The organism is Nonomuraea bangladeshensis (assembly GCF_039529455.1).
Classification (GTDB): Bacteria; Actinomycetota; Actinomycetes; order Streptosporangiales; family Streptosporangiaceae; genus Nonomuraea; species Nonomuraea bangladeshensis.
The window spans coordinates 42,931-65,393 of the sequence record NZ_BAAAMV010000016.1 but is presented as its reverse complement, the minus strand read 5'-3'; the positions used below and the strand labels follow the sequence as shown (position 1 = coordinate 65,393).

Annotated in this window: 25 protein-coding genes; 15 read left to right on the top strand and 10 right to left on the bottom strand. The window is 71.3% G+C overall.

Features of this window, described 5'->3' with window-relative positions; all coding sequences use genetic code 11:
* The first annotated feature begins 22 nt into the window (after nt 1-22).
* A complete protein-coding gene (locus ABD292_RS42395) occupies nt 23-1,012 on the top strand; it encodes a D-ribose ABC transporter substrate-binding protein (protein WP_344217866.1) in 990 nt (329 codons plus the stop codon).
* Between the two features lie 32 nt (nt 1,013-1,044).
* Here the strand turns inward: ABD292_RS42395 and ABD292_RS42390 are convergent, their stop codons facing one another.
* A complete protein-coding gene (locus ABD292_RS42390) occupies nt 1,045-1,431 on the bottom strand; it encodes a winged helix-turn-helix transcriptional regulator (protein WP_344217864.1) in 387 nt (128 codons plus the stop codon).
* Between the two features lie 91 nt (nt 1,432-1,522).
* Here ABD292_RS42390 and ABD292_RS42385 point away from each other — a divergent pair, with 91 nt between their 5' ends.
* Together ABD292_RS42385 and ABD292_RS42380 are read left to right on the top strand one after the other, a co-directional pair.
* Entirely contained in the window at nt 1,523-2,485 is a 963-nt protein-coding gene (locus ABD292_RS42385; protein ID WP_344217862.1) for an NADP-dependent oxidoreductase, read from the top strand.
* 59 nt (nt 2,486-2,544) lie between these two features.
* Complete coding sequence (locus ABD292_RS42380) at nt 2,545-2,895, top strand: YbaB/EbfC family nucleoid-associated protein (protein WP_344217860.1); 351 nt, start codon at nt 2,545-2,547, stop codon at nt 2,893-2,895.
* An 11-nt stretch (nt 2,896-2,906) separates the two neighbouring features.
* Here ABD292_RS42380 and ABD292_RS42375 read toward each other — a convergent pair whose 3' ends face one another.
* Nucleotides 2,907-3,857, bottom strand: coding sequence for a WXG100-like domain-containing protein (locus ABD292_RS42375; RefSeq protein WP_344217858.1), 951 nt, complete (start codon nt 3,855-3,857; stop codon nt 2,907-2,909).
* Between the two features lie 24 nt (nt 3,858-3,881).
* Nucleotides 3,882-4,274, bottom strand: coding sequence for a hypothetical protein (locus tag ABD292_RS42370; protein ID WP_344217856.1), 393 nt, complete (start codon nt 4,272-4,274; stop codon nt 3,882-3,884).
* Nucleotides 4,275-4,464: 190 nt separating this feature from the next.
* Between ABD292_RS42370 and ABD292_RS42365 the strand changes: the two genes are divergently transcribed.
* Nucleotides 4,465-5,712 (top strand): ricin-type beta-trefoil lectin domain protein, encoded by a 1,248-nt coding sequence (locus ABD292_RS42365; protein ID WP_344217854.1) that lies wholly within the window; start codon nt 4,465-4,467, stop codon nt 5,710-5,712.
* Between the two features lie 100 nt (nt 5,713-5,812).
* Nucleotides 5,813-6,847 carry a zinc-dependent alcohol dehydrogenase family protein gene (locus ABD292_RS42360; protein ID WP_344217852.1) on the top strand — a complete coding sequence of 345 codons (1,035 nt, stop codon included), beginning with the start codon at nt 5,813-5,815 and terminating at the stop codon, nt 6,845-6,847.
* Here ABD292_RS42360 and ABD292_RS42355 read toward each other — a convergent pair.
* Nucleotides 6,834-8,207: a sensor histidine kinase gene (locus tag ABD292_RS42355; RefSeq protein WP_344217850.1), complete on the bottom strand. Its 1,374-nt coding sequence runs from the start codon at nt 8,205-8,207 to the stop codon at nt 6,834-6,836. The two genes, ABD292_RS42360 and ABD292_RS42355, sit on opposite strands and share 14 nt — an antisense overlap.
* 129 nt (nt 8,208-8,336) lie before the next feature.
* Here ABD292_RS42355 and ABD292_RS42350 point away from each other — a divergent pair, with 129 nt between their 5' ends.
* Complete coding sequence (locus ABD292_RS42350) at nt 8,337-9,593, top strand: cation:proton antiporter (protein WP_344217848.1); 1,257 nt, start codon at nt 8,337-8,339, stop codon at nt 9,591-9,593.
* 7 nt (nt 9,594-9,600) lie between these two features.
* Here the strand turns inward: ABD292_RS42350 and ABD292_RS42345 are convergent, their stop codons facing one another.
* Entirely contained in the window at nt 9,601-11,199 is a 1,599-nt protein-coding gene (locus ABD292_RS42345) for an alpha/beta hydrolase (RefSeq protein ID WP_344218088.1), read from the bottom strand.
* A gap of 101 nt (nt 11,200-11,300) precedes the next feature.
* Nucleotides 11,301-12,062 (bottom strand): class I SAM-dependent methyltransferase, encoded by a 762-nt coding sequence (locus ABD292_RS42340; protein ID WP_344217846.1) that lies wholly within the window; start codon nt 12,060-12,062, stop codon nt 11,301-11,303.
* A gap of 102 nt (nt 12,063-12,164) precedes the next feature.
* Between ABD292_RS42340 and ABD292_RS42335 the strand changes: the two genes are divergently transcribed.
* A complete protein-coding gene (locus ABD292_RS42335) occupies nt 12,165-12,701 on the top strand; it encodes a CGNR zinc finger domain-containing protein (protein WP_344217844.1) in 537 nt (178 codons plus the stop codon).
* 51 nt (nt 12,702-12,752) lie between these two features.
* On the opposite strand, the gene ABD292_RS42330 is transcribed toward ABD292_RS42335, so the two are convergent.
* From ABD292_RS42330 to ABD292_RS42320, 3 genes are read right to left on the bottom strand one after another with little or no spacing between them, the layout of a single operon-like run.
* On the bottom strand, nt 12,753-12,878 hold the full coding sequence (locus tag ABD292_RS42330) for a hypothetical protein (protein WP_281249570.1): 126 nt from the start codon (nt 12,876-12,878) through the stop codon (nt 12,753-12,755).
* 31 nt (nt 12,879-12,909) lie between these two features.
* On the bottom strand, nt 12,910-13,293 hold the full coding sequence (locus tag ABD292_RS49115) for a ClpX C4-type zinc finger protein (protein WP_371251275.1): 384 nt from the start codon (nt 13,291-13,293) through the stop codon (nt 12,910-12,912).
* An 18-nt stretch (nt 13,294-13,311) separates the two neighbouring features.
* The gene (locus tag ABD292_RS42320; RefSeq protein ID WP_344217841.1) at nt 13,312-13,596 is read right to left on the bottom strand and encodes a hypothetical protein; all 285 of its coding nucleotides are present in this window, start codon (nt 13,594-13,596) and stop codon (nt 13,312-13,314) included.
* Nucleotides 13,597-13,971: 375 nt separating this feature from the next.
* Between ABD292_RS42320 and ABD292_RS42315 the strand changes: the two genes are divergently transcribed.
* The 8 genes from ABD292_RS42315 to ABD292_RS42280 all read left to right on the top strand — a co-directional run bounded on the left by ABD292_RS42315 (nt 13,972) and on the right by ABD292_RS42280 (nt 21,210).
* On the top strand, nt 13,972-15,783 hold the full coding sequence (locus ABD292_RS42315) for a glycosyltransferase family 2 protein (RefSeq protein WP_344217839.1): 1,812 nt from the start codon (nt 13,972-13,974) through the stop codon (nt 15,781-15,783).
* A gap of 93 nt (nt 15,784-15,876) precedes the next feature.
* Complete coding sequence (locus tag ABD292_RS42310) at nt 15,877-16,920, top strand: energy-coupling factor ABC transporter permease (protein ID WP_344217837.1); 1,044 nt, start codon at nt 15,877-15,879, stop codon at nt 16,918-16,920.
* Nucleotides 16,921-16,924: 4 nt separating this feature from the next.
* Nucleotides 16,925-17,695 carry a cobalt ECF transporter T component CbiQ gene (gene cbiQ / locus ABD292_RS42305; RefSeq protein ID WP_344217835.1) on the top strand — a complete coding sequence of 257 codons (771 nt, stop codon included), beginning with the start codon at nt 16,925-16,927 and terminating at the stop codon, nt 17,693-17,695.
* Complete coding sequence (locus ABD292_RS42300) at nt 17,689-18,426, top strand: energy-coupling factor ABC transporter ATP-binding protein (RefSeq protein WP_344217833.1); 738 nt, start codon at nt 17,689-17,691, stop codon at nt 18,424-18,426. Before cbiQ ends, ABD292_RS42300 begins: the two co-directional genes overlap by 7 nt.
* A 104-nt stretch (nt 18,427-18,530) precedes the next feature.
* Nucleotides 18,531-18,869 (top strand): STAS domain-containing protein, encoded by a 339-nt coding sequence (locus tag ABD292_RS42295; RefSeq protein WP_091080528.1) that lies wholly within the window; start codon nt 18,531-18,533, stop codon nt 18,867-18,869.
* A 48-nt stretch (nt 18,870-18,917) separates the two neighbouring features.
* Entirely contained in the window at nt 18,918-19,691 is a 774-nt protein-coding gene (locus tag ABD292_RS42290) for an SDR family NAD(P)-dependent oxidoreductase (protein ID WP_091080530.1), read from the top strand.
* 16 nt (nt 19,692-19,707) lie between these two features.
* The gene (locus tag ABD292_RS42285; RefSeq protein ID WP_344217830.1) at nt 19,708-20,472 is read left to right on the top strand and encodes a crotonase/enoyl-CoA hydratase family protein; all 765 of its coding nucleotides are present in this window, start codon (nt 19,708-19,710) and stop codon (nt 20,470-20,472) included.
* A gap of 111 nt (nt 20,473-20,583) precedes the next feature.
* Nucleotides 20,584-21,210: a rhomboid family intramembrane serine protease gene (locus ABD292_RS42280; protein WP_344217828.1), complete on the top strand. Its 627-nt coding sequence runs from the start codon at nt 20,584-20,586 to the stop codon at nt 21,208-21,210.
* 28 nt (nt 21,211-21,238) lie between these two features.
* Here ABD292_RS42280 and serC read toward each other — a convergent pair whose 3' ends face one another.
* Nucleotides 21,239-22,348 (bottom strand): phosphoserine transaminase, encoded by a 1,110-nt coding sequence (gene serC / locus ABD292_RS42275; protein WP_344217826.1) that lies wholly within the window; start codon nt 22,346-22,348, stop codon nt 21,239-21,241.
* Nucleotides 22,349-22,463 lie beyond the last annotated feature (115 nt).

The following is a 22,463-nucleotide window of genomic DNA, read 5'->3' as shown; positions in this document are numbered from 1 at the left end:
CACCCCCCGAAGGAGAACCACCATGCGCCGTGTGCTCACCATGGCCCTGTCCCTGACCATCGGCTGCGCCGCGCTGACCGCCTGCGGAGGGGGCGGCGGCGAGCAGCCGGCCACCAGCGCGTCCGCGAGCGGCGGCGCGAGCGCGGCCGGCGGGCTGATCGCGATCATCACGCCCTCGCACGACAACCCGTTCTTCAAGGCCGAGGCCGACGCCGCCAAGGCCCAGGCGGAGAAGCTCGGCTACCAGACCTCCGTGGCCTCCCACGATGACGACCCCAACAAGCAGAGCGAGCTGATCGACGCGGCGATCTCCCGCCAGGCCAAGGCGATCATCCTGGACAACGCCGGCGCGGACGCCTCCATCGGCCCGGTGCGCAAGGCGACCGACGGCGGCATCCCCGTCTTCCTGATCGACCGGGAGATCAACGCCACCGGCATCGCCAAGGCGCAGATCGTCTCCAACAACGCCCAGGGCGCGCAGCTCGCCGCGCAGTCGTTCGTCGAGGCCATGAAGAACAAGGGCAACTACGTCGAGCTGGTCGGCAAGGAGTCCGACACCAACGCCAGCGTGCGTTCCAAGGGCTTCGCCGACGTCATCTCGCAGTACCCGGACCTGAAGCAGGTCGCCAAGGAGAGCGCCAACTGGGACCAGCAGGAGGCGTTCACCAAGATGGAGACCATCATCCAGAAGAACCGCGACATCCAGGGCGTGATCGCCGGCAACGACACCATGGCCCTCGGCGCGGTCGCCGCGCTCAAGGCCGCCGGCCTGCTGGACAAGGTCACGGTCGTCGGCTTCGACGGCAGCCCCGACGCGATCGCCGCCATCAAGGCCGGCGAGATGCACGCCACGGCGCTGCAGCCCGCCGCGCTCGGCGCCATCAGCGCCGTCGACCAGGCCGACCAGTTCATCAAGACCGGCAAGACGGGCAAGGAGGAGAAGCAGTCGATCGACTGCGAGCTGGTCACCGCCGACAACGCGGACGAGTTCGGGGTGTTCGCCAGGAAGTAGCGCACAACCCGGCCGACACGTGGGTGGCCACGCTACTCGTGGCCTCCCGCGTCGGCGCGCGCGGCGTGGATCTCGTCGAGGTGCTGCTCCACCCAGGAGCGCAGCAGGCCGAGGGGGCCGGCCACGCCGCGGCCGAGGTCGGTGAGCGCGTATTCGACGTGCAGCGGGACCGCCGGGTAGATCGTCCGGTCGACGAACCCGTTCTCCTCCAGGCGGCGCAGGGTCTGGGTGAGCACCTTGGGGCTCACCCCCTCCAGGCGGCGCTGCAGCGCGCCGAACCGCTGCGGCCCCTCCTCCAGCGCGCCGACGGCGAGGGCGGACCACTTGTTGGCCAGCAGATCGAGGACGTCCCGGCAGGGGCACTGCGCGGCGTAGACGTCGTGCCGGTCGTGCAGGCCGGAGCGGCAGGTCAGCGCCATGACCTGGTCCTTTCCTTCATGGGTGATTACTACCCAAAGGATAGTAGTGTCCCTTGCTAGTTACTACCCTCTCTTGGGTAGCGTCGGCTGCATGTCATCCACCATGCACGCGATCGTTCAGGACTCCTTCGGCGGCCCGGAGGTGCTGCGCCTCGCCGAGGTGCCGCGACCGGCCCCGCTGCCCACCGAAATCCTCGTACGGGTGCACGCCGCCGGCGTGAACCCCGTCGACTGGAAGACCCGCCAGGGCGGCGGCATGGCCGGGGTGCTGGGGGAGCCGCCGTTCATCCTGGGCTGGGACGTCTCCGGCGTGGTCGAGGAGACCGGGTTCGGCGTGACGATCTTCGAGCCGGGGGACGAGGTGTTCGGCATGCCGTGGTTCCCGCGCCAGGCGGGGGCCTACGCGGAGTACGTCACCGCGCCCGCCCGCCACTTCGCCCGCAAGCCGCGCGCCTTCGGCCACGAGGCCGCCGCCGGGACCCCGCTGGCCGCCCTCACCGCCTGGCAGGCCCTCGTCGACACCGCCGCGCTCGGCAGCGGGCAGCGGGTGCTGGTCCACGCGGCGGCGGGCGGCGTCGGCCATCTGGCGGTGCAGCTCGCCCGGCACGCGGGCGCGTACGTCATCGGCACCGCCAGCGCCGCCCGGCACGACTGGCTGCGCTCGCTGGGCGTGGACGAGGTGATCGACTACACCACGACCAGGTTCGAGGAGGCCGTACGTGACGTGGACGTGGTCCTCGACCTCGTCGGCGACTCCCACGACCGGACGAGCACCCGTTCGCTGGAGGTGCTGCGGCCGGGCGGGCTGCTCATCGCGGTGCCGTCGGGCGTGCAGCCCGAGCTGGTCGAGCGCGCCCGCGAACGCGGCGTGCGCGCCACCGGCATCCTGGTCGAGCCGGACGGCGCGGCGCTGACCAGGATCGCCGAGCTGATCGACAAGGGCGAGCTGAACGTCGAGGTCGAGGAGGTCTTCCCGCTCGCGGAGGCCGCCGAGGCGCACGCGCGCGGCGAGCGCGGGCGCAACCGGGGCAAGATCGTGCTCCGCGTCCCCTGATCTGCTGTGTCTTTTGTTAGGTATTGCGCCTTATGTGAGTTTTGTGGCACAACTGGCGCATGATTCAGCGCGATCTCCGCAGCGGCGATCCGGAGCTCGACCGCCTCATGGCGGAGTTCCAGACGAGTTCTCAGGAGTTCTCCGAGGTCATCGGCAAGGTCGGTGACGTGGTGGGGCAGGCCGAGAGCACGGACGGCAAGATCAAGGTGCGCGTCTCGTCCTCGGGACAGCTCCTCGGCCTGCATCTCGACCCCAGGGCGATGCGGCTGGGGTCGCAGGAGCTGGCGGGCGCGATCATGGAGCTGTCGCGGCGCGCGACCGACGACGCGGCGCGACGGCTTATGGAGGTGACGCGCCCCTACCTCGACGGCGACCGGCCTCCCGCCCAGGGCGATCGGCGCCGCCGATAGCCGCAGCGTCGTCACGGGCGCGCGATGAGGCTGCGCGTGCCGTGGATGAGGAACTTCTGGTACATCTCCTCCTTGGTCAGGCCGTGCTCCGCGCCGGGCAGCGGGTTGTCCCCGTGCTGCGCGTCCATCGTCATCGAGTACGTGACGGAGGACGCCATCCGGGGCAGGAAGCTGCCGGTGTTCAGCTCGGTGCCGTTCGGCAGCTTGACGTGGGTGGCGACGTTCCGCAGGCCGGGCACCTTCGCCATCAGCGCCGTGCTGCCCTCGGCCACCGTGTCGAAGGCCATGTTCGCCACGAAGTGCTCGCGGAAGGCGTCGAGGTTGTAGCCGGCCGACCTGACGTCGTTGCCCGACAGGTCCTTCTTGACGCCGCCCAGGTAGTTGATCCCCAGGGGCAGGACGACCTCGCCGGTCGCGTACGCGGCGCTGTCGGCCAGCATGTACGCGAACAGCGGCAGCAGCATGACGACGAACCGGTTGGCGGTGTACTTGAGCACCAGCGCCTTCCGCTTCATGATCGCCTGAAGGATCTTCCAGGTGACCACCTGGTAGCCGATGGTGTACATCATGTCCACCGTCAGGATCCAGCACAGCACGTGCAGGGCGTGATTGATCTTCTCGATCGTGTCGGCGTAGGCGCGGCAGGCGTTGGCCACGTTCCGGTGCTTGAGCGAGACGGCGAGCACGGCCGGGCCGTACTGGGTGGTCCAGAACTTCTTGAACTCCTCGACCGCCGGGTCCTCGCTGGTCTTCCAGACCTTCTCGGCGGTCGCGTTGGCCTCGCGGAAGTGCTTGTCGATGTCGTCGGCGACGTCGTCCAGCGTGTCGGCCAGCTCGCGGATCTTCTTCGGGTCGCCGTCCAGGTACGAGATGCCGAACAGCACCTCGGGCGCCAGCACGCCCGCGGCTCCGGCCCCGGCCATGCCGGTCAGCGCGACCTTCGCTCCGAGCCCCAGGGCCATGCCCGTCCCCTCCCTCGCCGGCCGTCAGGCCAGCTCGACCGGTGTGGTGGGCACGGCGAGGTCCTTCGGCTGCTGCTTGCCGAACTCCACCAGGTCGTGCACGAAGGCGTTCTTGTCGACCATGCTCGCCCAGTCGGCGGTCTTGACGTTCTTGCTCATGGCCGTGACGGCCGCGCCGATGGCCTCGTACGACTTGGTGAGGTTGTCCAGGGCGGTGAACAGGTCCTTCTGCGCGGCGTCGTAGCCGGGGTGGCCGTCCTTGCCCCTGCGGAAGATCAGCGCCGCCTCGTCCTCGCCGAGGTAGGCCCTGAGGGTCTCCACCGCCGAGCGGTCCAGGCTGACGGCCCTGGCGAACTCGCCGCCCTCGTCGTGGATCGCCTTGCCGGCGGCCTCCATGCTCTTGTGATCGATGTCCACAACAGCCCCTCCTGCCACTTCTGCACGGAATCGCCAGTCTCTGAACGGATTATTTCGGGGCGATGTCCTAACGGTTGCTACTTCGAAGCGAAGTCGGGTCTTCAGTGAGAGCGCTCTCTTGACAGGGACGGTGAGATTGCCGGAAGGTTTCCGTAAAATCACGACTCGTGGATCCGATGAGGTAACCCGAATGATCCGCACCCCCCGAACATCCCGCACGTTGCTCGCCGTCGGCGCCGCGCTCGTCTCGGTGCTCGCCCTGCTCGTCCCCCTGGCCGGCACCGCGAGCGCCGCCCCCGCCCCCGGCCCGCTGGTCTGGTCCGACGAGTTCGACGGAGCCGCCGGCAGCGCCGTGAACGCCGCCAAGTGGCGCTTCGACATCGGCGGCGGCGGCTGGGGCAACAACGAGCAGCAGTACTACACCGACAGCACCCGCAACGCCGCCCTCGACGGCTCGGGCAACCTGGTCATCACCGCCCGCCGCGAGAACCCGGCCAACTACCAGTGCCACTACGGCACCTGCCAGTACACCTCGGCCCGGCTGCTCACCTCCGCCACCTTCACCCGCGCCTACGGCCGCTTCGAGGCCCGCATGAAGCTCCCCAGGGGCCAGGGCATCTGGCCGGCCTTCTGGATGCTGGGCAACGACATCGGCTCGGTCGGCTGGCCCAACAGCGGCGAGATCGACATCATGGAGAACATCGGCCGCGAGCCGAACACCGTCCACGGCACCATCCACGGCCCCGGCTACTCCGGCGGGGGCGGCATCGGCGCGGGCTACACGATCGGCGGCGCGTTCGCCGACGCCTTCCACACCTTCGCCGTCGACTGGTCGCCCAACCTGATCGTCTGGTACGTGGACGGCGTGGAGTACCAGCGGCGCACCCCCGCCGACCTCGGCGGCAACCGCTGGGTCTTCGACCACCCGTTCTTCATGATCATGAACGTCGCGGTCGGCGGCAACTGGCCCGGCTACCCCGACGCGACCACCACGTTCCCGCAGACGATGACCGTCGACTACGTCCGCGTCTACGCCCCGCCCACCGACACCGGCACCGGCGGCCGCATCACCGGCATCGGCGGCAAGTGCGTCGACGTGGCCGGGGCCGCCACCGCCAACGGCACCGCCGTCCAGCTCTGGGACTGCAACGGCACGGGCGCCCAGAACTGGTCGTGGAACGCCGACGGCTCGGTGCGCGCGCTCGGCAAGTGCATGGACGTCACCAGCGGCTCCACGGCCAACGGCGCGAAGGTGCAGCTCTACGACTGCAACGGCACCGGCGCCCAGAAGTGGACGTACAACTCCGGCAACGGCCAGATCGTCAACCCGCAGTCGGGCAGGTGCCTCGACGCGACCGACGTGAGCTCGGCCAACGGCACCCGCCTGCAGATCTGGGACTGCGGCGGCGGCGCCAACCAGAAGTGGTCCCGCTCCTGAGAGAGCGCGTTCTCGGCGGCCCCGCCCGGCGAACGGGCGGGGCCGCGTCATTCCCCGCGGGGAATTGTCCCGGCCCGCGCGGTCACCGCAGGATCGGCCCATGACCGATACGACGACCGGCACGACGACGAGACGGCGGATGCTCGGCTGGCGCGCGCGCAGCGGGGCCGGGATCGACGGGCTGGAGCTGCGCGAGGAGCCGGAGCCCGTCCCCGGACCCGGCGAGGTGCTGGTGGCGGTGCGGGCGGTCACGCTCGGCTACCGGGAGCTGCTGGTGCTGCGGGGCGAGTACGTCCTGCCGGTCAAGGACGACCTCGTGCCGGTGTCGGACGGCGCGGGTGAGGTGGTGGAGCTCGGGCCGGGGGTGCGGCGGGCGCGGATCGGCGACCGGGTGACGGCCGGGCTGTTCCCGTACTGGCTGGACGGGCCGTTCGGCCGGCCTGAGCACTTCCCGCAGCTCGGCGGCTCGCTGGACGGCTGGCTCGCCCAGAAGGTGGTCCTGCCGGAGAGCGCCCTCGTGCCGGTGCCCGCCCACCTGTCCTACGCCGAGGCCGCGACGCTGCCGTGCGCCGCGGTGACCGCCTGGCACGCGCTGGACGGCGTACGGGCCGGCGACACCGTGCTGACGCTCGGCACCGGCGGCGTGTCGCTGTTCGCGGCCCAGCTCGCCAAGCTGCTCGGCGCGCGGGTCCTCGCCACCACCGGCGACGCCGCCAAGGCCGGGCGGCTGCGCGCGCTGGGCGTGGACGAGGTGGTGCTCCGCGGCGACGGCGACTGGCCCGAGCGGGTACGCGCGCTCACGGACGGCGGGCGGGGCGTGGACCGGGTCGTCGACGTGGTGGGCGACCTGCCGCGCGCGCTCCGCGCGGTGGCGATGTCGGGGGAGGTGGCGCTGGTCGGGTTCCTCGGCGGGGAGCCGCCCGTGCTCGATCCGCGGGCGCTGTTCGGGGCCAGCGCGCGGGTACGGCCGCTCGCGGTGGGGAGCCGGGCCCAGTTCGAGGCGATGAACCGGGCCATCGAGGCGGGCGGGATGCGGCCGGTGGTGGACCGGGTGTTCGGGTTCGAGGAGGCCGTCGCGGCCTTCCGCCACTACGCGGAAGAGCGCCCGTTCGGCAAGGTGGTCATCGCCCTCTGAGAGCCGGCAGCCGCAGCACGAAGCGGGCGCCCGCGTCGGAGTCCTCGATCGTCAGCGTGCCGCCGTGCGTCCGGGCGATCTCGCGGGCGATCGGCAGGCCGAGCCCGGTGCCTCCCGCGTCCCTGCTGCGGGAGGCGTCGAGGCGGGTGAAGCGCTGGAAGACCATCTCGCGGTGCTCGGGCGCGATGCCCGCGCCGTCGTCCAGCACCTCCAGCACGGCCTCCCCGCCCTGCTGCCGCACGGTGACGAGGATCTTCCGCTCGGCGTGCCGTTCCGCGTTGTCCAGCAGGTTGGTGAGCAGGCGGACGAGCTGGAGCGGGTCGCCGCTGACGACGACGCCCGGCCGCAGGCTGGTGATCACCCGCTTGGCGCGGGGCCGGACGGTCTCGGCGGCCACCAGCTCGCCGAGGTCCACCGGCTCCCGGGAGGAGGGCGCGCCCGCGTCCAGCTTGGTGAGGGTGAGCAGGTCGCCGACGATGCCCTGGAGCCGGTCGAGGCTGGTCAGCACCTCACGCCCGGTCTCCGGCCAGTCGGTGTCCTCGGGGTGGAGCAGCGCGTCCTCGACCTGGGTGCGCATGGCGGTGATCGGGCTGCGCAGGTCGTGTGAGGCGTCGGTGGCGAACCTGCGCTGCCGCTCCATCGCGAGCTCCTGCTGGTGTCTCGCCTTCTCCAGCCGCTCCAGCATGTGGTTGCCGGTCACGGCGAGGTCCCTGATCTCGTCGTCGTGCTGCGTGACGGGCAGACGCATCGGGCCGTCGCCGCCCGCCGTGATGTCGGCCAGCTTCCTCGTGATGGCGCTGACCGGGGCGAGCGCCCTGGCCACGATGTGGGAGACCCCGAAGTAGGCCAGCGCGACCAGCAGCGCCGTGACGACCACCTGGAAGACGATCAGCCGCGGGCTGACGTACCAGGGGACGGACGGGGCGAAGGCGAGGATGCGGTAGTCGCCTTCCGGCTGGTAGGCGATCAGCCCGGCCACCGTCTTGCAGGAGCCGGGGAAGGCGGGCAGGTCGCAGACCTCGTCGGCGACGTCGCTGGCCATGGTCCCGCGCGGGACGACGGTCGTCTGCCTGGGCTGCCCGGCCAGGTTGGGGGTCGAGGAGATCACCTGGCCGGACGGGTCGAGCACCTGGATGCCGTCGAGGCCGTTGGCCGGCAGGGTCGCGCCGAGCCTGTTCCGCTTGATCAGCAGGAGCACGAACAGGGCCTTGCCCGACGTCTCGTGCGCGTGGGCGATCGCGGCCTGGTTCCGGACGCCCCACACTACGAACGCGCTGACCACCACGTTCAGCAGCAGCATCACGATGGCCGCGTACAGTGCCAGCCGGCTGCGGAGCGAATGCCCCAAACGTGTCTTCACGCCCCTCCCCCGCTGGCCAGGACATCACAGCCCATGTCTTCGGCGAAGGATCAGCCACCCCAAGGTTGGATAAAAAGGTCGCGGCGGCGGCACGACTGTCCGCGGCCGGGCAGGGAAGTGACCCGGCTGATGTCCTCCCCTGATCTTGTCCTGGCCCTCGCGGGCGCAGCCGCGCTGCTCGCCGCCGTCCTGCCCGGCCTGCTGGCCCGCCGGGCGCTCTCGCTTCCCCTCGTGTACCTGCTCGCCGGCATGGCGCTGTACCTGCTGCCGTTCGGGCTCCCCGAGCCCGACCCCGTCGTCCACCGGACCGCCGTCGAGCACGTCACCGAGATCTGCGTGCTGGTCTCGCTCATGGGCGCCGGGCTGGCGCTCAACCGGGCGGCCGGGTTACGGAGCTGGTCGAGCACATGGCGGCTGCTCGGCTGGGCCATGCCGCTGACCGTCGCCGGGGTCGCCGCCGCCGCGACGGGCATCCTCGGCTGGCCGCTCGCCGCCGCGCTCCTGCTCGGGGCGGTGCTCGCGCCGACCGACCCGGTGCTCGCCTCCGACGTCAGCGTGGGCGAGCCGGTCGACGCCGAGAACGCCGACGACGAGGTCCGCTTCGCCCTCACCTCCGAGGCCGGGCTGAACGACGGCCTCGCCTTCCCCTTCGTGTACGCCGCCATCGCCCTCGCCACCGCCGGCGGCACGGGCTGGCTGGGCGAATGGGCGCTGACCGACGTGCTCTACCGGGTGGTCGCGGGCGTGGTCTGCGGCCTGCTCATCGGCCGCCTGATCGGCCGGCTCACCTTCCACTCGCCGGCGGAGGAGCTGCGCCTGGCCGAGCGCCGCGACGGCTTCGTGGCGCTGGCCGCCACCCTCCTCGCCTATGGGGTGACCGAGCTGGCCGGCGGCTACGGCTTCATCGCCGTGTTCGTCACCGCCTGCGCCATCCGCAGGGTCGAGCACGGCCACGGCTACAACAGCGTCCTGCACGGCTTCGTCGAGCAGCTCGAACGGCTCTTCACCGCCTGGCTGCTGCTCCTGCTCGGCGGCTTCGTGGCGGCCGGCGGCCTGGCCCCGCTCACCTGGGGCGGCGCCGCCGTCGGCCTGCTGCTGCTCCTGGTCATCCGCCCCCTGGCCGGCTGGCTCTCCCAGCTCCGCGGCCCGGCCGGGCCACGGGAGCGGGGGGTGATCTCGTTCTTCGGCATCCGGGGGATCGGGTCGCTGTTCTATCTGGCGTACGCGCTGGGCCACGCCGACTTCGGCGTGCCCGCGGAGGAGCTGTGGGCGGTGACCGCCTTCACCGTGGTGGTCTCGGTCGTCCTGCACGGCATCACCGCCACCCCGGCCATGAACCGCCTCGACGCGCTCCGCGAGCGCGTCGAGGCGGGCGGCCGGAGCTAGGGGCAGGTCACCGGCGGGCGTACGTCCAGCCGGGCAGACCGGGCCGCGGACCCGGGTACGGACGCGGCGCGCTCTTGGCGCTCACCTCGGCGGGCGGTACCGCCGGGCAGCGGGCGCCCTTGGCGGGCAGCTCACCGGAGACCAGGTAGCGGTCGATGGCGCCCGTCGGGCACTCGCCGTGGCCGTAGATGCCGTGGCCCCACCCTTCGTACGTCAGCAGCCGGGCCTCCCGCCCGATCTGCGCCGCCGCGTTGACCGCCCACGGGTAGGGCGTGGCGGGGTCGTGCAGGGAGTTGCCGATCAGCAGCGTCGGCGAGCCATCCACCTTCAGCCGGTGCTGCGGGTTCGGCGTGCGCGTGCCCTGGCAGGTCAGCGTCAGCGGGTGCGCCGCGGAGCTGATCAGCATGTCCGGGGCGATGGCCGCCGACCTGCGGAGCAGCCGGTCCCATTCGCGGAAGTCGCGTACGGGCAGCGCGTAGTCCTGGCAGAAGACGAAGCTCGCGTCGTTGATGGTCTCCTCGGCGGCGACGGCGGCCTTCTTGGCGGTCACCGGGGCGAGGAGCGGGCTCACGGTCCCCGTGCCGCTCTCCATGGCCGCCAGCAGCTCGGCCAGCTCGCGCCAGATCGGGCCGTAGAAGGCGCTGAAGGCGATCCCGACGAGGTCGAGCTTGCGCAGCACGAAATCAGGCTGCCCGGGGAAGGTCAGCTCGCCGCGCTCGGCCTTCGCCAGCAGCTCGTGCCAGAGCGCGCGGACGTCCCTGCCGTGCAGCGCGCAGGTGTCGGTCCGGCCGCACCAGGCCACGAACTCGTCGAAGGAGTCCTGCGCGGTCCACGACTCGGTGTCCAGGAACGCCTGGGTGCCGAGGCTGTGGTCCATGTTGCTGTCGAGCGCGAGGGCGCGGACCCGGCGGGGGTAGCGCTCGGCGTAGAGCTGGCCGATCAGTGTGCCGTAGGAGATGCCGTAGTAGGTGAGCTTGTCGTCGCCGAGCGCGGCGCGCAGGGCGTCGAGGTCGCGGATCACGTTACCGGTGTGGACGTGGTCGAACAGCGGGCCGGTGCGCCGGCGGCAGTCGTCGGCGTAGCGCCGGTTGAAGGCCAGCATCGCGTTCCAGTCGGCCTGGCCGCGCAGCGCGGTCGGGTCGGGGGCCTGGACGGCGAGCTCCAGCGAGCAGGTGATGGGGTGGCTGCGGGCCACGCCGCGCGGGTCGAAGCCGACCACGTCGAACCGGCTGGTGATCTCGGGGGTGAAGCCGAGCCACTCGCCCAGCACGGCGTCCACGCCGGAGCCGCCGGGGCCGCCGGGGTTGATCACCAGGGAGCCGATGCGGGCGGCCGGGTCGCTCGCCCTGCGCCGGGCGAGGGCCAGCTCGAAGGTCCCGCCGCGCGGGTTGTTCCAGTCGATCGGCACGGTCAGCGTCCCGCACTCGACGGCGGCGTTCTCCGCGCAGGGGGCCCACCGCACGGCCGGCGCCGCGCCCGTCGCGCCGGTCGTGCTGGTGGTGGCGGCCGGGTCGGCCGGGGCGGCTGTCGCGCCGGCGGCGGTCGCCGGCGCGAGCGGCGCGGCGAGACCCAGGAGGAGGGCGAGGATCAGGACTGGTCTTCGCATCACGATTCCCATCGTCGGGGGACTCGATCATCGGTCAGCGAACCCGACAAGAGCATCCGACTGAAGTAGGAAATCGTGTCATACCAGGGTCCCAGCCGGGGTCACCCGCGTACGGCGCACAGCAGCCGGTTGTTGCCGCGCTGCCAGAGCGTGCCCACCTCGCCGAACCCGGCCGCCCGCAGCGCCTCGACGTGCTCCGACAGCAGGTGGGACTCCGAGCCGTGGTGGTCCGCCCCGGCGGTGGTCCGCTCGCGGTCGAGCTCGGCGAGCGCCGGGTCCGCGCTGACGGCCTCCCACCAGGCGCGCCAGTCCTCGGGCCGCTCGGCGCCGAAGACCCGCTCGGTCTCGCGCTCGTGCAGCGCGCGCTCCAGCCGGGCGAGCTCGGGCGTGACGTCGTCGCTGTCCAGGTGGTCGCCGTTGAGCAGCAGTCCGCCGGGGCGGAGCACCCCGGCCAGCTCGGTGTAGACCCTGAGCAGGTCGGGCCCGGAGATCCAGTGCAGCGCCGTCGTGCTGACGGCCGCGTCCGCGGGCCGGTCGAGGCCGAGCAGGTCGCTCCAGCCGGGCGTACGCAGATCGGCGGGGACGAACGTGAGCCCCGGATAGGCCGCCCGGCCGAGCCCGAGCAGCAGCGGGTCGGCGTCCACGGACACGACCCTGGCCTCGGGCAGCCGCTCCACGATCCGCGCCGACAGCGACCCGGGCCCGCACCCCAGGTCGATGACCAGCGGATCGGGCCGGTCCAGGGCTTCGAGGGCGTCGATCAGGGCGGTGAAGCGCTCCTCGCGGTCGGGCAGGTAGCCCTCCTGCTGGCGGTCCCAGCGCGCGATCCACTCCCGTGCGGCATCGTGAGTGAGCACAGACATCTCCTTGTGACTGTCGTTTATGCTTTCGTCAGTCACAACATAGAACGCGAAGGTGTAACCGGTCAATTGGACTTCAACAGTCACACCGATGGAGTGGTCCGGGTGACGGTGGCGTTGGTGAACGCCCTGACCCCCGGCGAGCAGCGCGGACGCCCCTATCCGGGGCCCGCGGACGCCGGCGTCGCGGCCACCGACGCGCTGCGGACCGTCTACCGGACGTACCGGGAGGTGAGCGCCGCCGAGGGCGGCGAGCTGGCCGCGGTCGCCGCCCGCCTGCGCGCGGTCTTCGCCGCCGTCGCGGCCGACGACGTCGACACCGCCGCTATCACGGTCAACGGGCTGCTGGAGGAGTTCCGCGCCCGCCCGATGCTCGAACGGCACGACGGCGAGCCCTGGCACCTGCACTTCCACGGCCCGAGCGGCACTCCGGCCGGCGAGTGGGGGGCGAGCTGCGCGACGGGCCTCGCCATCGTGCTCGGCAGCGAGTTCGCCGAGCGGCTCGGGGTGTGCACGGCGCCGCACTGCGACCGCGTCTACGTGGACGTCTCGCGCAACGGCACCCGCAGGTTCTGCTCCACCGCCTGCCAGAACCGGGTCAAGACGGCCGCCTTCCGCGCCCGGGGCCGTGCGGGGGAGTGAAAGCCCCCCTGCTCCAGCTCCCCGTGCGCGGACGGGGAGCTGGAGCCCGTTCTAACCGGCTTCCTGCGCCGGGGCGCCGAGCCGTTCCGCCTCTTCGTGCAGCGCGAGGACCAGCACCAGCTCCAGGCGGAGCTCGTCGAGGTCCGGCGCGGCGAGGCCGCCGAGGACGCGCATCATCAGCCTCCCTGCCGATGAGACGCCCCAAGGGTCACACGGGATTACCGACCGGGCCCTCGGATCTGAACCGTTCCCACGCCGACTGCCGCGTCATGCCGAGCGCGGAGCCGATGCGTTCCCAGCTCACGTTCCGGTCGCGGAGTTGCGCGACCCAGTCGTGCAGATTGTCGTCCACCTGAGCCTGTACGGCGGCGATTTTCGGCAGATGGTCGAGGATTTCCTGATCGGACATGGATTCCCAGGCGGGAAGCCGGGGCTCCGGGGAAGCGGTGGTGCGTTCGCTTTCCAGGATTACGTTGCACAGGTCTACGCATTCGTTGCAGATGTGTACACCTGGGCCTGCGATGAGTTTGCTCACTTCCGCGCTTCTCTTGTGACAGAAGGAGCACCGGAGTTTGTCTTTCCAGTCAGGCATGGCCTGACGATACGCCCGTCAGGCGACTCCTGACAAGCCCTGGTGCCGCGAATCTCGCGCGAACTGCTCCTCCACGATGGCCCGGCGCTCCTCGGTGATGCGCCCGCAGATCGCCACGTAGGCGTTCAGCACCTTGCAGTACGACTGCCGCGCCCGCTCCACGTCCGCACGCAGGGCGAGGACGCGTTCGGCGTCGCCGCTCAGCTCGGCCTCGGCCAGCAGCGCGCGGGCCTCGGCGACGATCTCCTCGGCGCGCCTTCTCGTACGGCGGAGCAGCGCCGAGCATTCGTGCAACTCGGTCAACCGAGCCGAGGAGACGATGAACTCAGCGACATGCACGGCCGATCCCATTTCCTGCCACCTCCCGGTCACGGTTGCCTAACTGTAGACGCGCGTACCCCATGAGTGGATCACACGGTCCGTAGGGGAGTACCTCAGTGCACCCCCCGGAGAGGTTTCTACCACCGGGAGGGAAAACCTCTTTCCTGAGCCGCGTTCGGTCGCGCGGTAATGCGGCAATTGGCGGCCCTGCCGGTGCCTATTGGCGAAATGCGGTCATTATCCGTTGTCTGCAAAAAGCCGGAGACGAAGACAGCCGATCGGCCCCCCGGAGGTCGCGTCTTGGTCACATACTGAGACCACAACGCGACTGACAGTGATCACGGGAGTGGTGGAGCGATGCCGGCGCCTGGCAACGACGACGCGGTGGACGTCAGTGTCGTCATCCCCGCACACAACTGCCGCGACTACCTGGACAGATGCCTCACGTCCGTGCTGGTGCAGCGGGTGAAGAAGGAGATCGTCGTGGTGGACGACGGCTCCACCGACGGCAGCGCCGACCTGCTCGACCTCTACGCCGCCTACCACCGCGACAGCGTGCGCGTCGTGCACATCAGGGGCGGCGGCGGCGCCGGCCGCCCGCGCAACGTCGGCATGGAGCACGCCACCGGCCGCTACGTGTTCTTCTGCGACGCCGACGACTACCTCGGCCCCGAGGCGCTCGAACGCATGGTGGCCATGGGCGACCGCAACGGCTCCGACATCGTCCTCGGCAAGATCGTCGGGCACGGCCGCCGCGCGCCGCAGTCGATGTTCCAGCACAACGCCGACCGCGCCGACCTCGGCGACAGCACCGTCTACAACAGCCTGAGCTGCTTCAAGCTGTTCCGCAGAGACCTGCTGGAGCGTCACCGCATCCGCTTCGGCGAGGGCATGCTCGTCGGCGAGGACATCATCTTCACCGTCCACGCCTACTGCCACGCCCGGGTCATCTCCGTGGTCGCCGACTACGACTGCTACCACCTGGTGTCCAGGCCCGACGGCAGCAGCATCATGCAGCAGCCGGGCAGCCGCGACCCGCTCGCGTGGCTCGCCATGATCCGCGAGCCGATCCGGCTCATGGCCCGGCACATCCCGCCCGGCGCGCTCCGCGACCACCTGCTGCGCCGGCACTTCAGGCTCGACGCCTTCGCCCAGCTCGGCTCGGTCTTCCTGGAGAGCGACGACATCCGGCGCAAGGACATCGCCCGCGAGGTCGCCGCCCTGTGCGAGGAGTGGTACACCCCGGGCGTGCACGAGCGGCTCAACAGCATCGACCGGCAGCGGGCGGGCGCGCTCGACGACATCGACCGGCTGGTGCGCCTGGCCCGCATCGAAAGCGCCACCGTACGCCGCCGGCTGACCGGGCTGAGCTGGGACGGCGACCGCCTGGTGGTGACGGGAGCCGCCCGCCTCGACGGGATCAGCAGGGACGACGGGGTCACGCTGGTCCTGCGCTCGCGCTACGACCCGCACGCCGAGCTGGTCGTGCCCGCCCGGCGCAAGGGCGGCGAGTTCGTCGCCCCGATCGACGTGGCGGCGCTCGACTCCGGCGTCTGGGACCTCCGGGTCGCCGTCGAGCTGGAGGGCGTGGTGCGTCACGGCCGGCTCGGCGCCGAGCGCGACAAGGGCGTCGCCCGCCCGGAGCCCCGGCTGGTGGGCGAGATGGCGGTGCTCCCTTACTTCACCCGCGACAACGGCAACCTGAGCATCGACGTCGGCGGGCACGTGGTCGACGTGCCCGGCGCGGTGCGGCTGCTGCGCACCCGCTGGTCGCTCGGGCGCCGGCTGCAGGTCCACGGCGAGGTGAGCGTCGCCGGGTCCACCCCGTCCGCCGCGGCGGTCCGGCAGCTCGTCTGGCGCGAGCGGCGCAGCGGGCGCGAGCGGGCCGAGCCGGTGACGGCGCTGCCCGGCGGCGCCTTCACGGCCAGGCCCGCGATCGGGCGGCTCGCGCCCGGCACCTGGGACGCCTACCTGGAGCTCGATCTCGGCGGTCCGCCCGCGCGGTTCAGGATCGAGGCCGACGCGGACGCGGTCGCCACGCCGCGCCGGTGGCCGGGGGCCGCCCTGCTGCGGAGCGTGCGGCCGTACGCGACGTCGGGCAAGGGGCGGCTGAGCGCGGTGGTCAGGCGGATGTCGGCCAGGAGCCTCGCGAGGCGCATTCTCAAGTAATTGCCACCCATGTGCAGGTGCAACACCATGTCCTAAAGTAGGGGGTTGTTCGTCCCCATTTGGCGGGTCGTCCCCTTTTTGGGAGGCAAGGTCGTGCACGTACCTGATGGGTTCTTCAATGTGGCGACGTCGGTTTCCGCCGGAGCGGTGGCGGCGGCCGGCGTCGCCGTGTGCCTGCGCGGCGCGCGGCGGGAGCTCGACGACCGTACCGCGCCCATGGCCGGGCTGGTCGCGGCCTTCATCTTCGCCGTCCAGATGCTCAACTTCCCCGTCGCGGCCGGCACCAGCGGGCACCTGCTGGGAGGGGCGCTCGCCGCGATACTCGTCGGCCCCTACACCGGCGTGTTGTGCATGGCCGTGGTCCTCCTCGTCCAGGCCGTGTTCTTCGCCGACGGCGGGCTGACCGCGCTGGGCGTCAACGTCACGATCATGGGCCTGGTCACCGTCCTCGCCGGATGGGCGGTCTTCCGCGTGGTCACCGGCTTCGCGCGGGGCAAGGGCGGGGTGACGGCGGCGGCCTTCCTCGCGGCGCTGGTCTCCGTACCGGCCTCGGCGCTGGTGTTCACGCTGCTGTTCTGGATCGGCGGCACCGCGCCGATCTCGGTCGGCGCGGTCGCGGCGGCGATGGGCGGCGTGCACCTGCTCATCGGCATCGGCGAGGGCGTCATCACGGCGGTCACCGTGGGCGCGGTCCTGGCCGTCCGGCCCGACCTCGTGTACGGCGCGCGCAATCTGGCCAGGCCGCTGGTGCTGCGCGGCGCGGACGGCGAGAGCACGACCGTCGCGGGCTCCGCCGCGCCCCAGCCCGTGGCGGCGGCGCCGGCGGGAGGGCGGCTCAAGCCGTTCCTGCTCGGCGGCGTCGGCGTGACGCTGGTGCTGGCCGGGCTCGTGTCGTTCTTCGCCTCGCCCGACCCCGACGGGCTGGAGGCCGTGGCCGAGAACCAGGGCTTCGGCGAGCAGGCGGGCGAGCACGCCTTCAGCGGGTGGGCGCTGGCCGACTACGGCGAGGTCGGCGACATCCCGGTCGGCATCGCCGGGATCATCGGCGTCGGGCTGGTGCTGCTCATCGCCGGAGCGGTGGCCTTCGCCGCCAGGAACCGCGACGCCGCCACGAAGCGCGACGGCGTCAGGGCGTGACGACGTGAGCGCGGGCCACCACCACCGGCTCCACCTGCCGGGCGACTCCGTCGTGCACCGGCTGCCGCCGCAGTGCAAGCTGCTGGCGGTCCTCGCGTTCGCGATCGTGGTGGTGGCCACCCCTCGGGAGCGGTTCTGGGCGTTCGCCGCCTACGCCGTGCTGCTCGGCGCGGTCGCGGCGGCCGCCAGGGTGCCGGCCGGGCACATCGCGCGGCGGATGGTGATCGAGGTGCCGTTCGTGCTGTTCGCGGTGCTCATCCCGGTCATCGGGCTGGGGGAGCGGGTGAGCGTGCTCGGCCTCTCGCTGAGCGTGGAAGGGCTCTGGGCGGCCTGGAACATCCTCGCCAAGGCCACACTCGGCGTAGTGGCCTCCATCCTGCTGGCCGCCACCACGGAGCCGCGGGTGATCCTGCTCGGCGCGCAGCGGCTGAGGCTGCCGGACCTGCTCGTGCAGATCGCCATGTTCATGCTGCGCTACATGGACGTGATCCTCGACGAGATGCGCCGGATGCGGGTGGCGCGGGAGTCGCGGGGGTTCGAGGCCAGGAACGCCCGGCACATCCCGGTGATCGCCCGCTCGGCGGGGGCGCTGTTCATCCGCTCGTACGAGCGGGGCGAGCGGGTGCACCTGGCCATGCTGAGCCGCGGTTACACCGGCCGGATGCCGATAATGGCAGACATGACGGCATCGACCGCCCAATGGGCCACCGCGCTCGCCCTGCCCGCCGGGGCCCTCGCCGTGCTGGGACTCTCCCTGGCGGGGCTCGGGTGGTGAACTCCCTGGAGGTGAGGCGGCTCGCCTACGCCTACCCGGACGGCACGCAGGCCCTGTTCGGCGTGGACCTGTCGATCGCCCGGGGCGAGCGGGTGGCGCTCCTCGGCCCCAACGGCGCGGGCAAGACCACGCTCGTCATGCATCTCAACGGCATACTCGCGGCGGGCCACGGCACCGTCACCGTGGCCGGCACCCCGGTGCGCAAGGACACGCTCAAGGAGATCAGGCAGCGCGTCGGCCTGGTCTTCCAGGACCCCGACGACCAGCTCTTCATGCCCACGGTCCGCGACGACGTGGCCTTCGGCCCGGCCAACGCCGGACTGCGCGGCGCGGAGCTGGACCGGGTCGTGACGGCGGCCCTGGAGCGGGTGGGCATGCTGGACGCGATCGACCGGCCGCCGCACCACCTGTCGTTCGGCCAGCGGCGCCGGGTGGCCGTGGCGACCGTGCTCGCCATGGAGCCCGAGATCCTGGTGCTCGACGAGCCCTCCTCCAACCTCGACCCGGCCGCGCGACGGGAGCTGGCCGAGATCCTGCGCTCGCTCGACGTGACCGTGCTCATGGTCACGCACGACCTGCCGTACGCGCTGGAGCTGTGCGAGCGCTCCCTCATCCTCTCCGGCGGCGTGATCGCCGCCGACGGGCCCACGCGCGAGCTCCTGGCCGACGCGGAGCTGCTGGCCGAGCACCGCCTGGAGCTCCCGTACGGGTTCACCATCCCGGCCGCGTGACCAGGGCTGTCCCAACTCGCCCGTTTTATCCGGCTGTTCGTGGTCTGTGCATGCCCAGTGGAGGGGCATGTCGAAGTACAGTGGCTCATCGAGGAGGGGCCCAAATGAAGCTGCGGCTTGCGCGACATGCCCTGGGAGACGCCGTGGTGGTGGCCGTTGAGGGAGAGCTCGACCTGTTCACCGCACCGTTCCTCCGGGACGAAGTACGCGACGCCATCAAGCAGGACAGCGCGAAGCTCGTGCTCGACCTGCAGCAGCTGTCGTTCATGGACTCCAGCGGGCTGTCGGTGCTGATCGAGGCCTGGCGCCTGGCCACCGGAGAGGGCGGCGGGGTGTCGCTCGCGGCCCCGCAGGCCCCCGTCGCGCGCATCCTGCGCACCACGGGCCTGGACCGCCGGATCAAGGTTTACTCCGACGTGGACAGCGCCGTGGGCGAGATTTAACCACCCCAAAGTAGAACTTCATTCGGTTCTCGGGTTAGGGTCCGGGTTATGGACGTGAACGGATCCTCAGCAATCATCTCCGGCGGCGCCAGCGGCCTCGGCGAGGCGACCGCCCGCGAGCTGGCCCGCGCCGGCGCCACCGTGGTCGTGGCCGACCTCAACGAAGAGCGCGGCAAGTCGGTCGCCGACGAGATCGGCGGCGTCTTCGCCAAGACCGACGTGTCGGACGAGGAGCAGGTGCAGGCCGCCGTGGACGCCGCCGTCGCCACCGGCAAGCCCCTCCGCGTGGTGGTCAACAGCGCCGGCATCGGCTGGGCCGAGCGCACGGTCAACCGCGATGGCAGCCCGCACAACCCGGCCACCTACCGCAAGGTCATCGAGGTCAACCTGATCGGCACGTTCAACCTCATGCGCCTGGCGGCGGCCGCCATCGCCAAGACCGAGCCGGCCGACGCCGACGGTCAGCGCGGCGTCGTCGTCAACACCGCCTCCGTCGCCGCTCTGGAGGGCCAGACCGGCCAGCTCGCCTACTCGGCGTCCAAGGGCGGCATCGTGGGCATGACCCTGCCCGCGGCGCGCGACCTGTCCGCCATCGGCGTCCGGGTGAACACGATCTGCCCCGGCATCATCGACACCCCCATCTACGGCTTCTCGCCCAACTCCGAGGAGTTCAAGGCCAAGCTCGTCGCGCCGGTCGTCTTCCCCAAGCGCATGGGGCGGGCCGACGAGTTCGCGCACCTGGTGCGCTCGCTGGTCGAGAACGACTACATGAACGGCGAGGTCATCCGCTTCGACGGCGGCATCCGCTTCCAGCCCAAGTAGCCCGGGAGTCTTTCTCGTGTCTGACGAAGTGCTCGTCGAGGAGTCCGGCAACGTCGCGATCCTCACGATCAACCGCCCCAAGGCCCGCAACGCGGTCAACGGCGCGGTGGCGCGCGGGATCGCGGAGGCCCTGGACGGCCTCGACGCCCGCCCGGAGATCTCCGCGTACGTCCTGACCGGCGCGGGCGGCACGTTCTGCGCCGGCATGGACCTGAAGGGCTTCCTGACCGGCGACCTCCCGGTGGTGGAGGGACGCGGCTTCGGCGGCCTCACCGAGGCCCCGCCGAAGAAGCCGCTGATCGCGGCCGTCGAGGGCTACGCGCTCGCCGGCGGCTTCGAGCTGGCCCTGGCCTGCGACCTCATCGTGGCCTCCGCGGAGTCCACCTTCGGCCTGCCGGAGCCCAAGCGCGGCCTCGTGGCGGGCGCGGGCGGCATCATGCGGCTGCCGCGGCGGATCCCGTACCACGTGGCCATGGAGATGGCGCTGACGGGCGACCACTACCCGGCCTCGCGCCTGTACGAGCTGGGTCTGGTCAACCGGATCGCCGAGCCGGGCAAGGCCCTTGAGGAGGCGCTGGAGCTGGCCCGCAAGGTCGCCGCCAACGCGCCGCTGGCCCTCGCCGCGACCAAGAAGGTCGTCATCGAGTCGCAGGACTGGTCGCTGGAGGAGATGTTCAAGAAGCAAGGGGCGATCATCAACCCGGTGTTCGGCTCCAAGGACGCCATGGAGGGCGCCGCCGCGTTCGCGGAGAAGCGCGCCCCCCAGTGGAAGGGCGAGTAACGCCCTGGTCCCGGCCCTCCCGTCCCCGCTCAGGGACGGGAGGGACTTAGCGCGCGCATAGCTCGTTCCGCTTACGGTAAAGAAAGAGGGAACAAGCTACCGGGAGAGCGCATGGGCGACTATTCGGGTTCGAGGTTCGACTCCGTCAAGCGGGGCGCGGGGTCGCTGCTCTCGGGCGCGTTGAGCGCGTTCCTCATCGTGGCCGCCATGCTCGCCATCATGTGGATCGTCGAGGTCGTGGACGTCTTCCTCAACGGCGCGCTGGATCGCAACTTCGGCATCGTCGGCTGGGAGAGCGACGGACTGGTCGGCATCCTGTTCGCGCCGTTCCTGCACGGCGGCTTCGGCCACCTCATGGCCAACTCGCTGCCGCTGCTCGTGCTGGGTTTCCTGGCCGGGCTGCGTGACCTGCGCAAGTTCTTCCTGGCCACCCTGATCATCATCGTGCTGGGCGGGCTCGGCACCTGGCTGATGAGCCCCATGGTGATCACGGTGGGCGCGAGCGGACTGGTCTTCGGCTACTTCGGCTACATCATGGCGCGAGGACTGTTCGACCGGCGGCTGCTCGACCTCGTCATCGCCGTGGGCGTCGGCATCGCCTACTGGGGCATCCTGGCCGGCCTGCTGCCCAACCAGCCGGGCATCTCCTGGCAGGGACACCTGTGCGGGCTGATCGCCGGCGTGCTGGCCGGCTGGCTGCTGCGCCGCAGGAGCAAAAAGGAGATCCCCGCCTACTGAGCGCGCAGGCGGGGACCTCGCAGGAGCGCTAGAGGCGCTCGACCACGTAGTCGACGCAGGTCGTGAGCGCCTCGACGTCGGCCGGGTCGATGGCCGGGAACATCGCGATGCGCAGCTGGTTGCGGCCCAGCTTGCGATAGGGCTCGGTGTCGACGATGCCGTTGGCGCGCAGCACCTTGGCCACGGCGGCGGCGTCCACGTCGTCGCTGAAGTCGATCGTGCCGACCACCTGCGAGCGGAACTCGGGCGCGGCGAACGGCGTGGCGTAGGACGACTTCTCGGCCCAGGTGTAGAGGCGCGAGCTGGAGTCGGCGGTGCGGGAGGTGGTCCAGGCCAGGCCGCCGTTGCCGTTCATCCAGTCGAGCTGGTCGGCCAGCAGGAACAGCGTGGCCACGGCCGGGGTGTTGTAGGTCTGATCCTTGCCGGAGTTGTCGATCGCGATGGGCAGGCTGAAGAACTCGGGCACGTAGCGGTCGGTCGCGGCGATCTCCTCGACGCGGGCCAGGGCGCGCGGCGACATGAGCGCGATCCACAGGCCGCCGTCGGAGGCGAAGCTCTTCTGCGGCGCGAAGTAGTAGACGTCGGTCTCGGAGACGTCGACCGGCAGGCCGCCCGCGCCGGAGGTGGCGTCCACGAGCACCAGGGCGTCGTCGCCGCCGACCCGCTCGATCGGCATGGCGACGCCGGTCGAGGTCTCGTTGTGGGTGAGCGCGTAGACGTCGACGCCGTCCTCGGCGACCGCCTTGGGGTGGGTGCCGACGTCGGACTTGATGACGCTCGGCTCGGCCAGCCACGGCGCCTTCTTGGTGACGGCGGCGAACTTCGAGGAGAACTCGCCGAAGGACAGGTGCTGCGACTTCTCGCGCACCAGCCCGAAGGCGGCGATGTCCCAGAACGCGGTGGTGCCGCCGTTGCCCAGGACCACCTGATAGCCCTCGGGCAGCGAGAACAGGTCGGCGAGACCGGAGCGTACGCGGCCGACCAGGTTCTTGACCGGCTTCTGGCGGTGCGAGGTGCCCATGAGCTCCGCCCCGGAGGCGGCGAGCGCGGCCAGTTGCTCGGTGCGAACCTTCGAGGGCCCGCAGCCGAAGCGGCCGTCGGCGGGCTTGATGTCAGCGGGAATCACGATGTCAGCCACATGATGGAGCCTACCGACCGGAGCCGGGTGGCTCGCACGGGGTCCGACATCTGAGATTGACGCGTTTTGCTGCTATGTGCCCAGGTCAGCGGCCCTGCGGGAGGGGGCGGGCAGG

Coding starts and splice junctions, on each gene's coding strand:
- ABD292_RS42295 (WP_091080528.1), top strand. CDS start 18,531: ATGAAGCTGCGGCTTGCGCGACATGCCCTGGGAGACGCCGTGGTGGTG.
- ABD292_RS42375 (WP_344217858.1), bottom strand. CDS start 3,857: ATGGCCCTGGGGCTCGGAGCGAAGGTCGCGCTGACCGGCATGGCCGGG.
- ABD292_RS42380 (WP_344217860.1), top strand. CDS start 2,545: ATGATTCAGCGCGATCTCCGCAGCGGCGATCCGGAGCTCGACCGCCTC.
- ABD292_RS42345 (WP_344218088.1), bottom strand. CDS start 11,199: ATGCGAAGACCAGTCCTGATCCTCGCCCTCCTCCTGGGTCTCGCCGCG.
- ABD292_RS42360 (WP_344217852.1), top strand. CDS start 5,813: ATGACCGATACGACGACCGGCACGACGACGAGACGGCGGATGCTCGGC.
- ABD292_RS42340 (WP_344217846.1), bottom strand. CDS start 12,062: ATGTCTGTGCTCACTCACGATGCCGCACGGGAGTGGATCGCGCGCTGG.
- ABD292_RS42385 (WP_344217862.1), top strand. CDS start 1,523: ATGTCATCCACCATGCACGCGATCGTTCAGGACTCCTTCGGCGGCCCG.
- ABD292_RS42290 (WP_091080530.1), top strand. CDS start 18,918: ATGGACGTGAACGGATCCTCAGCAATCATCTCCGGCGGCGCCAGCGGC.
- ABD292_RS49115 (WP_371251275.1), bottom strand. CDS start 13,293: ATGCCTGACTGGAAAGACAAACTCCGGTGCTCCTTCTGTCACAAGAGA.
- ABD292_RS42315 (WP_344217839.1), top strand. CDS start 13,972: ATGCCGGCGCCTGGCAACGACGACGCGGTGGACGTCAGTGTCGTCATC.
- ABD292_RS42365 (WP_344217854.1), top strand. CDS start 4,465: ATGATCCGCACCCCCCGAACATCCCGCACGTTGCTCGCCGTCGGCGCC.
- ABD292_RS42390 (WP_344217864.1), bottom strand. CDS start 1,431: ATGGCGCTGACCTGCCGCTCCGGCCTGCACGACCGGCACGACGTCTAC.
- ABD292_RS42395 (WP_344217866.1), top strand. CDS start 23: ATGCGCCGTGTGCTCACCATGGCCCTGTCCCTGACCATCGGCTGCGCC.
- ABD292_RS42330 (WP_281249570.1), bottom strand. CDS start 12,878: ATGATGCGCGTCCTCGGCGGCCTCGCCGCGCCGGACCTCGACGAGCTC.
- ABD292_RS42280 (WP_344217828.1), top strand. CDS start 20,584: ATGGGCGACTATTCGGGTTCGAGGTTCGACTCCGTCAAGCGGGGCGCG.
- ABD292_RS42350 (WP_344217848.1), top strand. CDS start 8,337: ATGTCCTCCCCTGATCTTGTCCTGGCCCTCGCGGGCGCAGCCGCGCTG.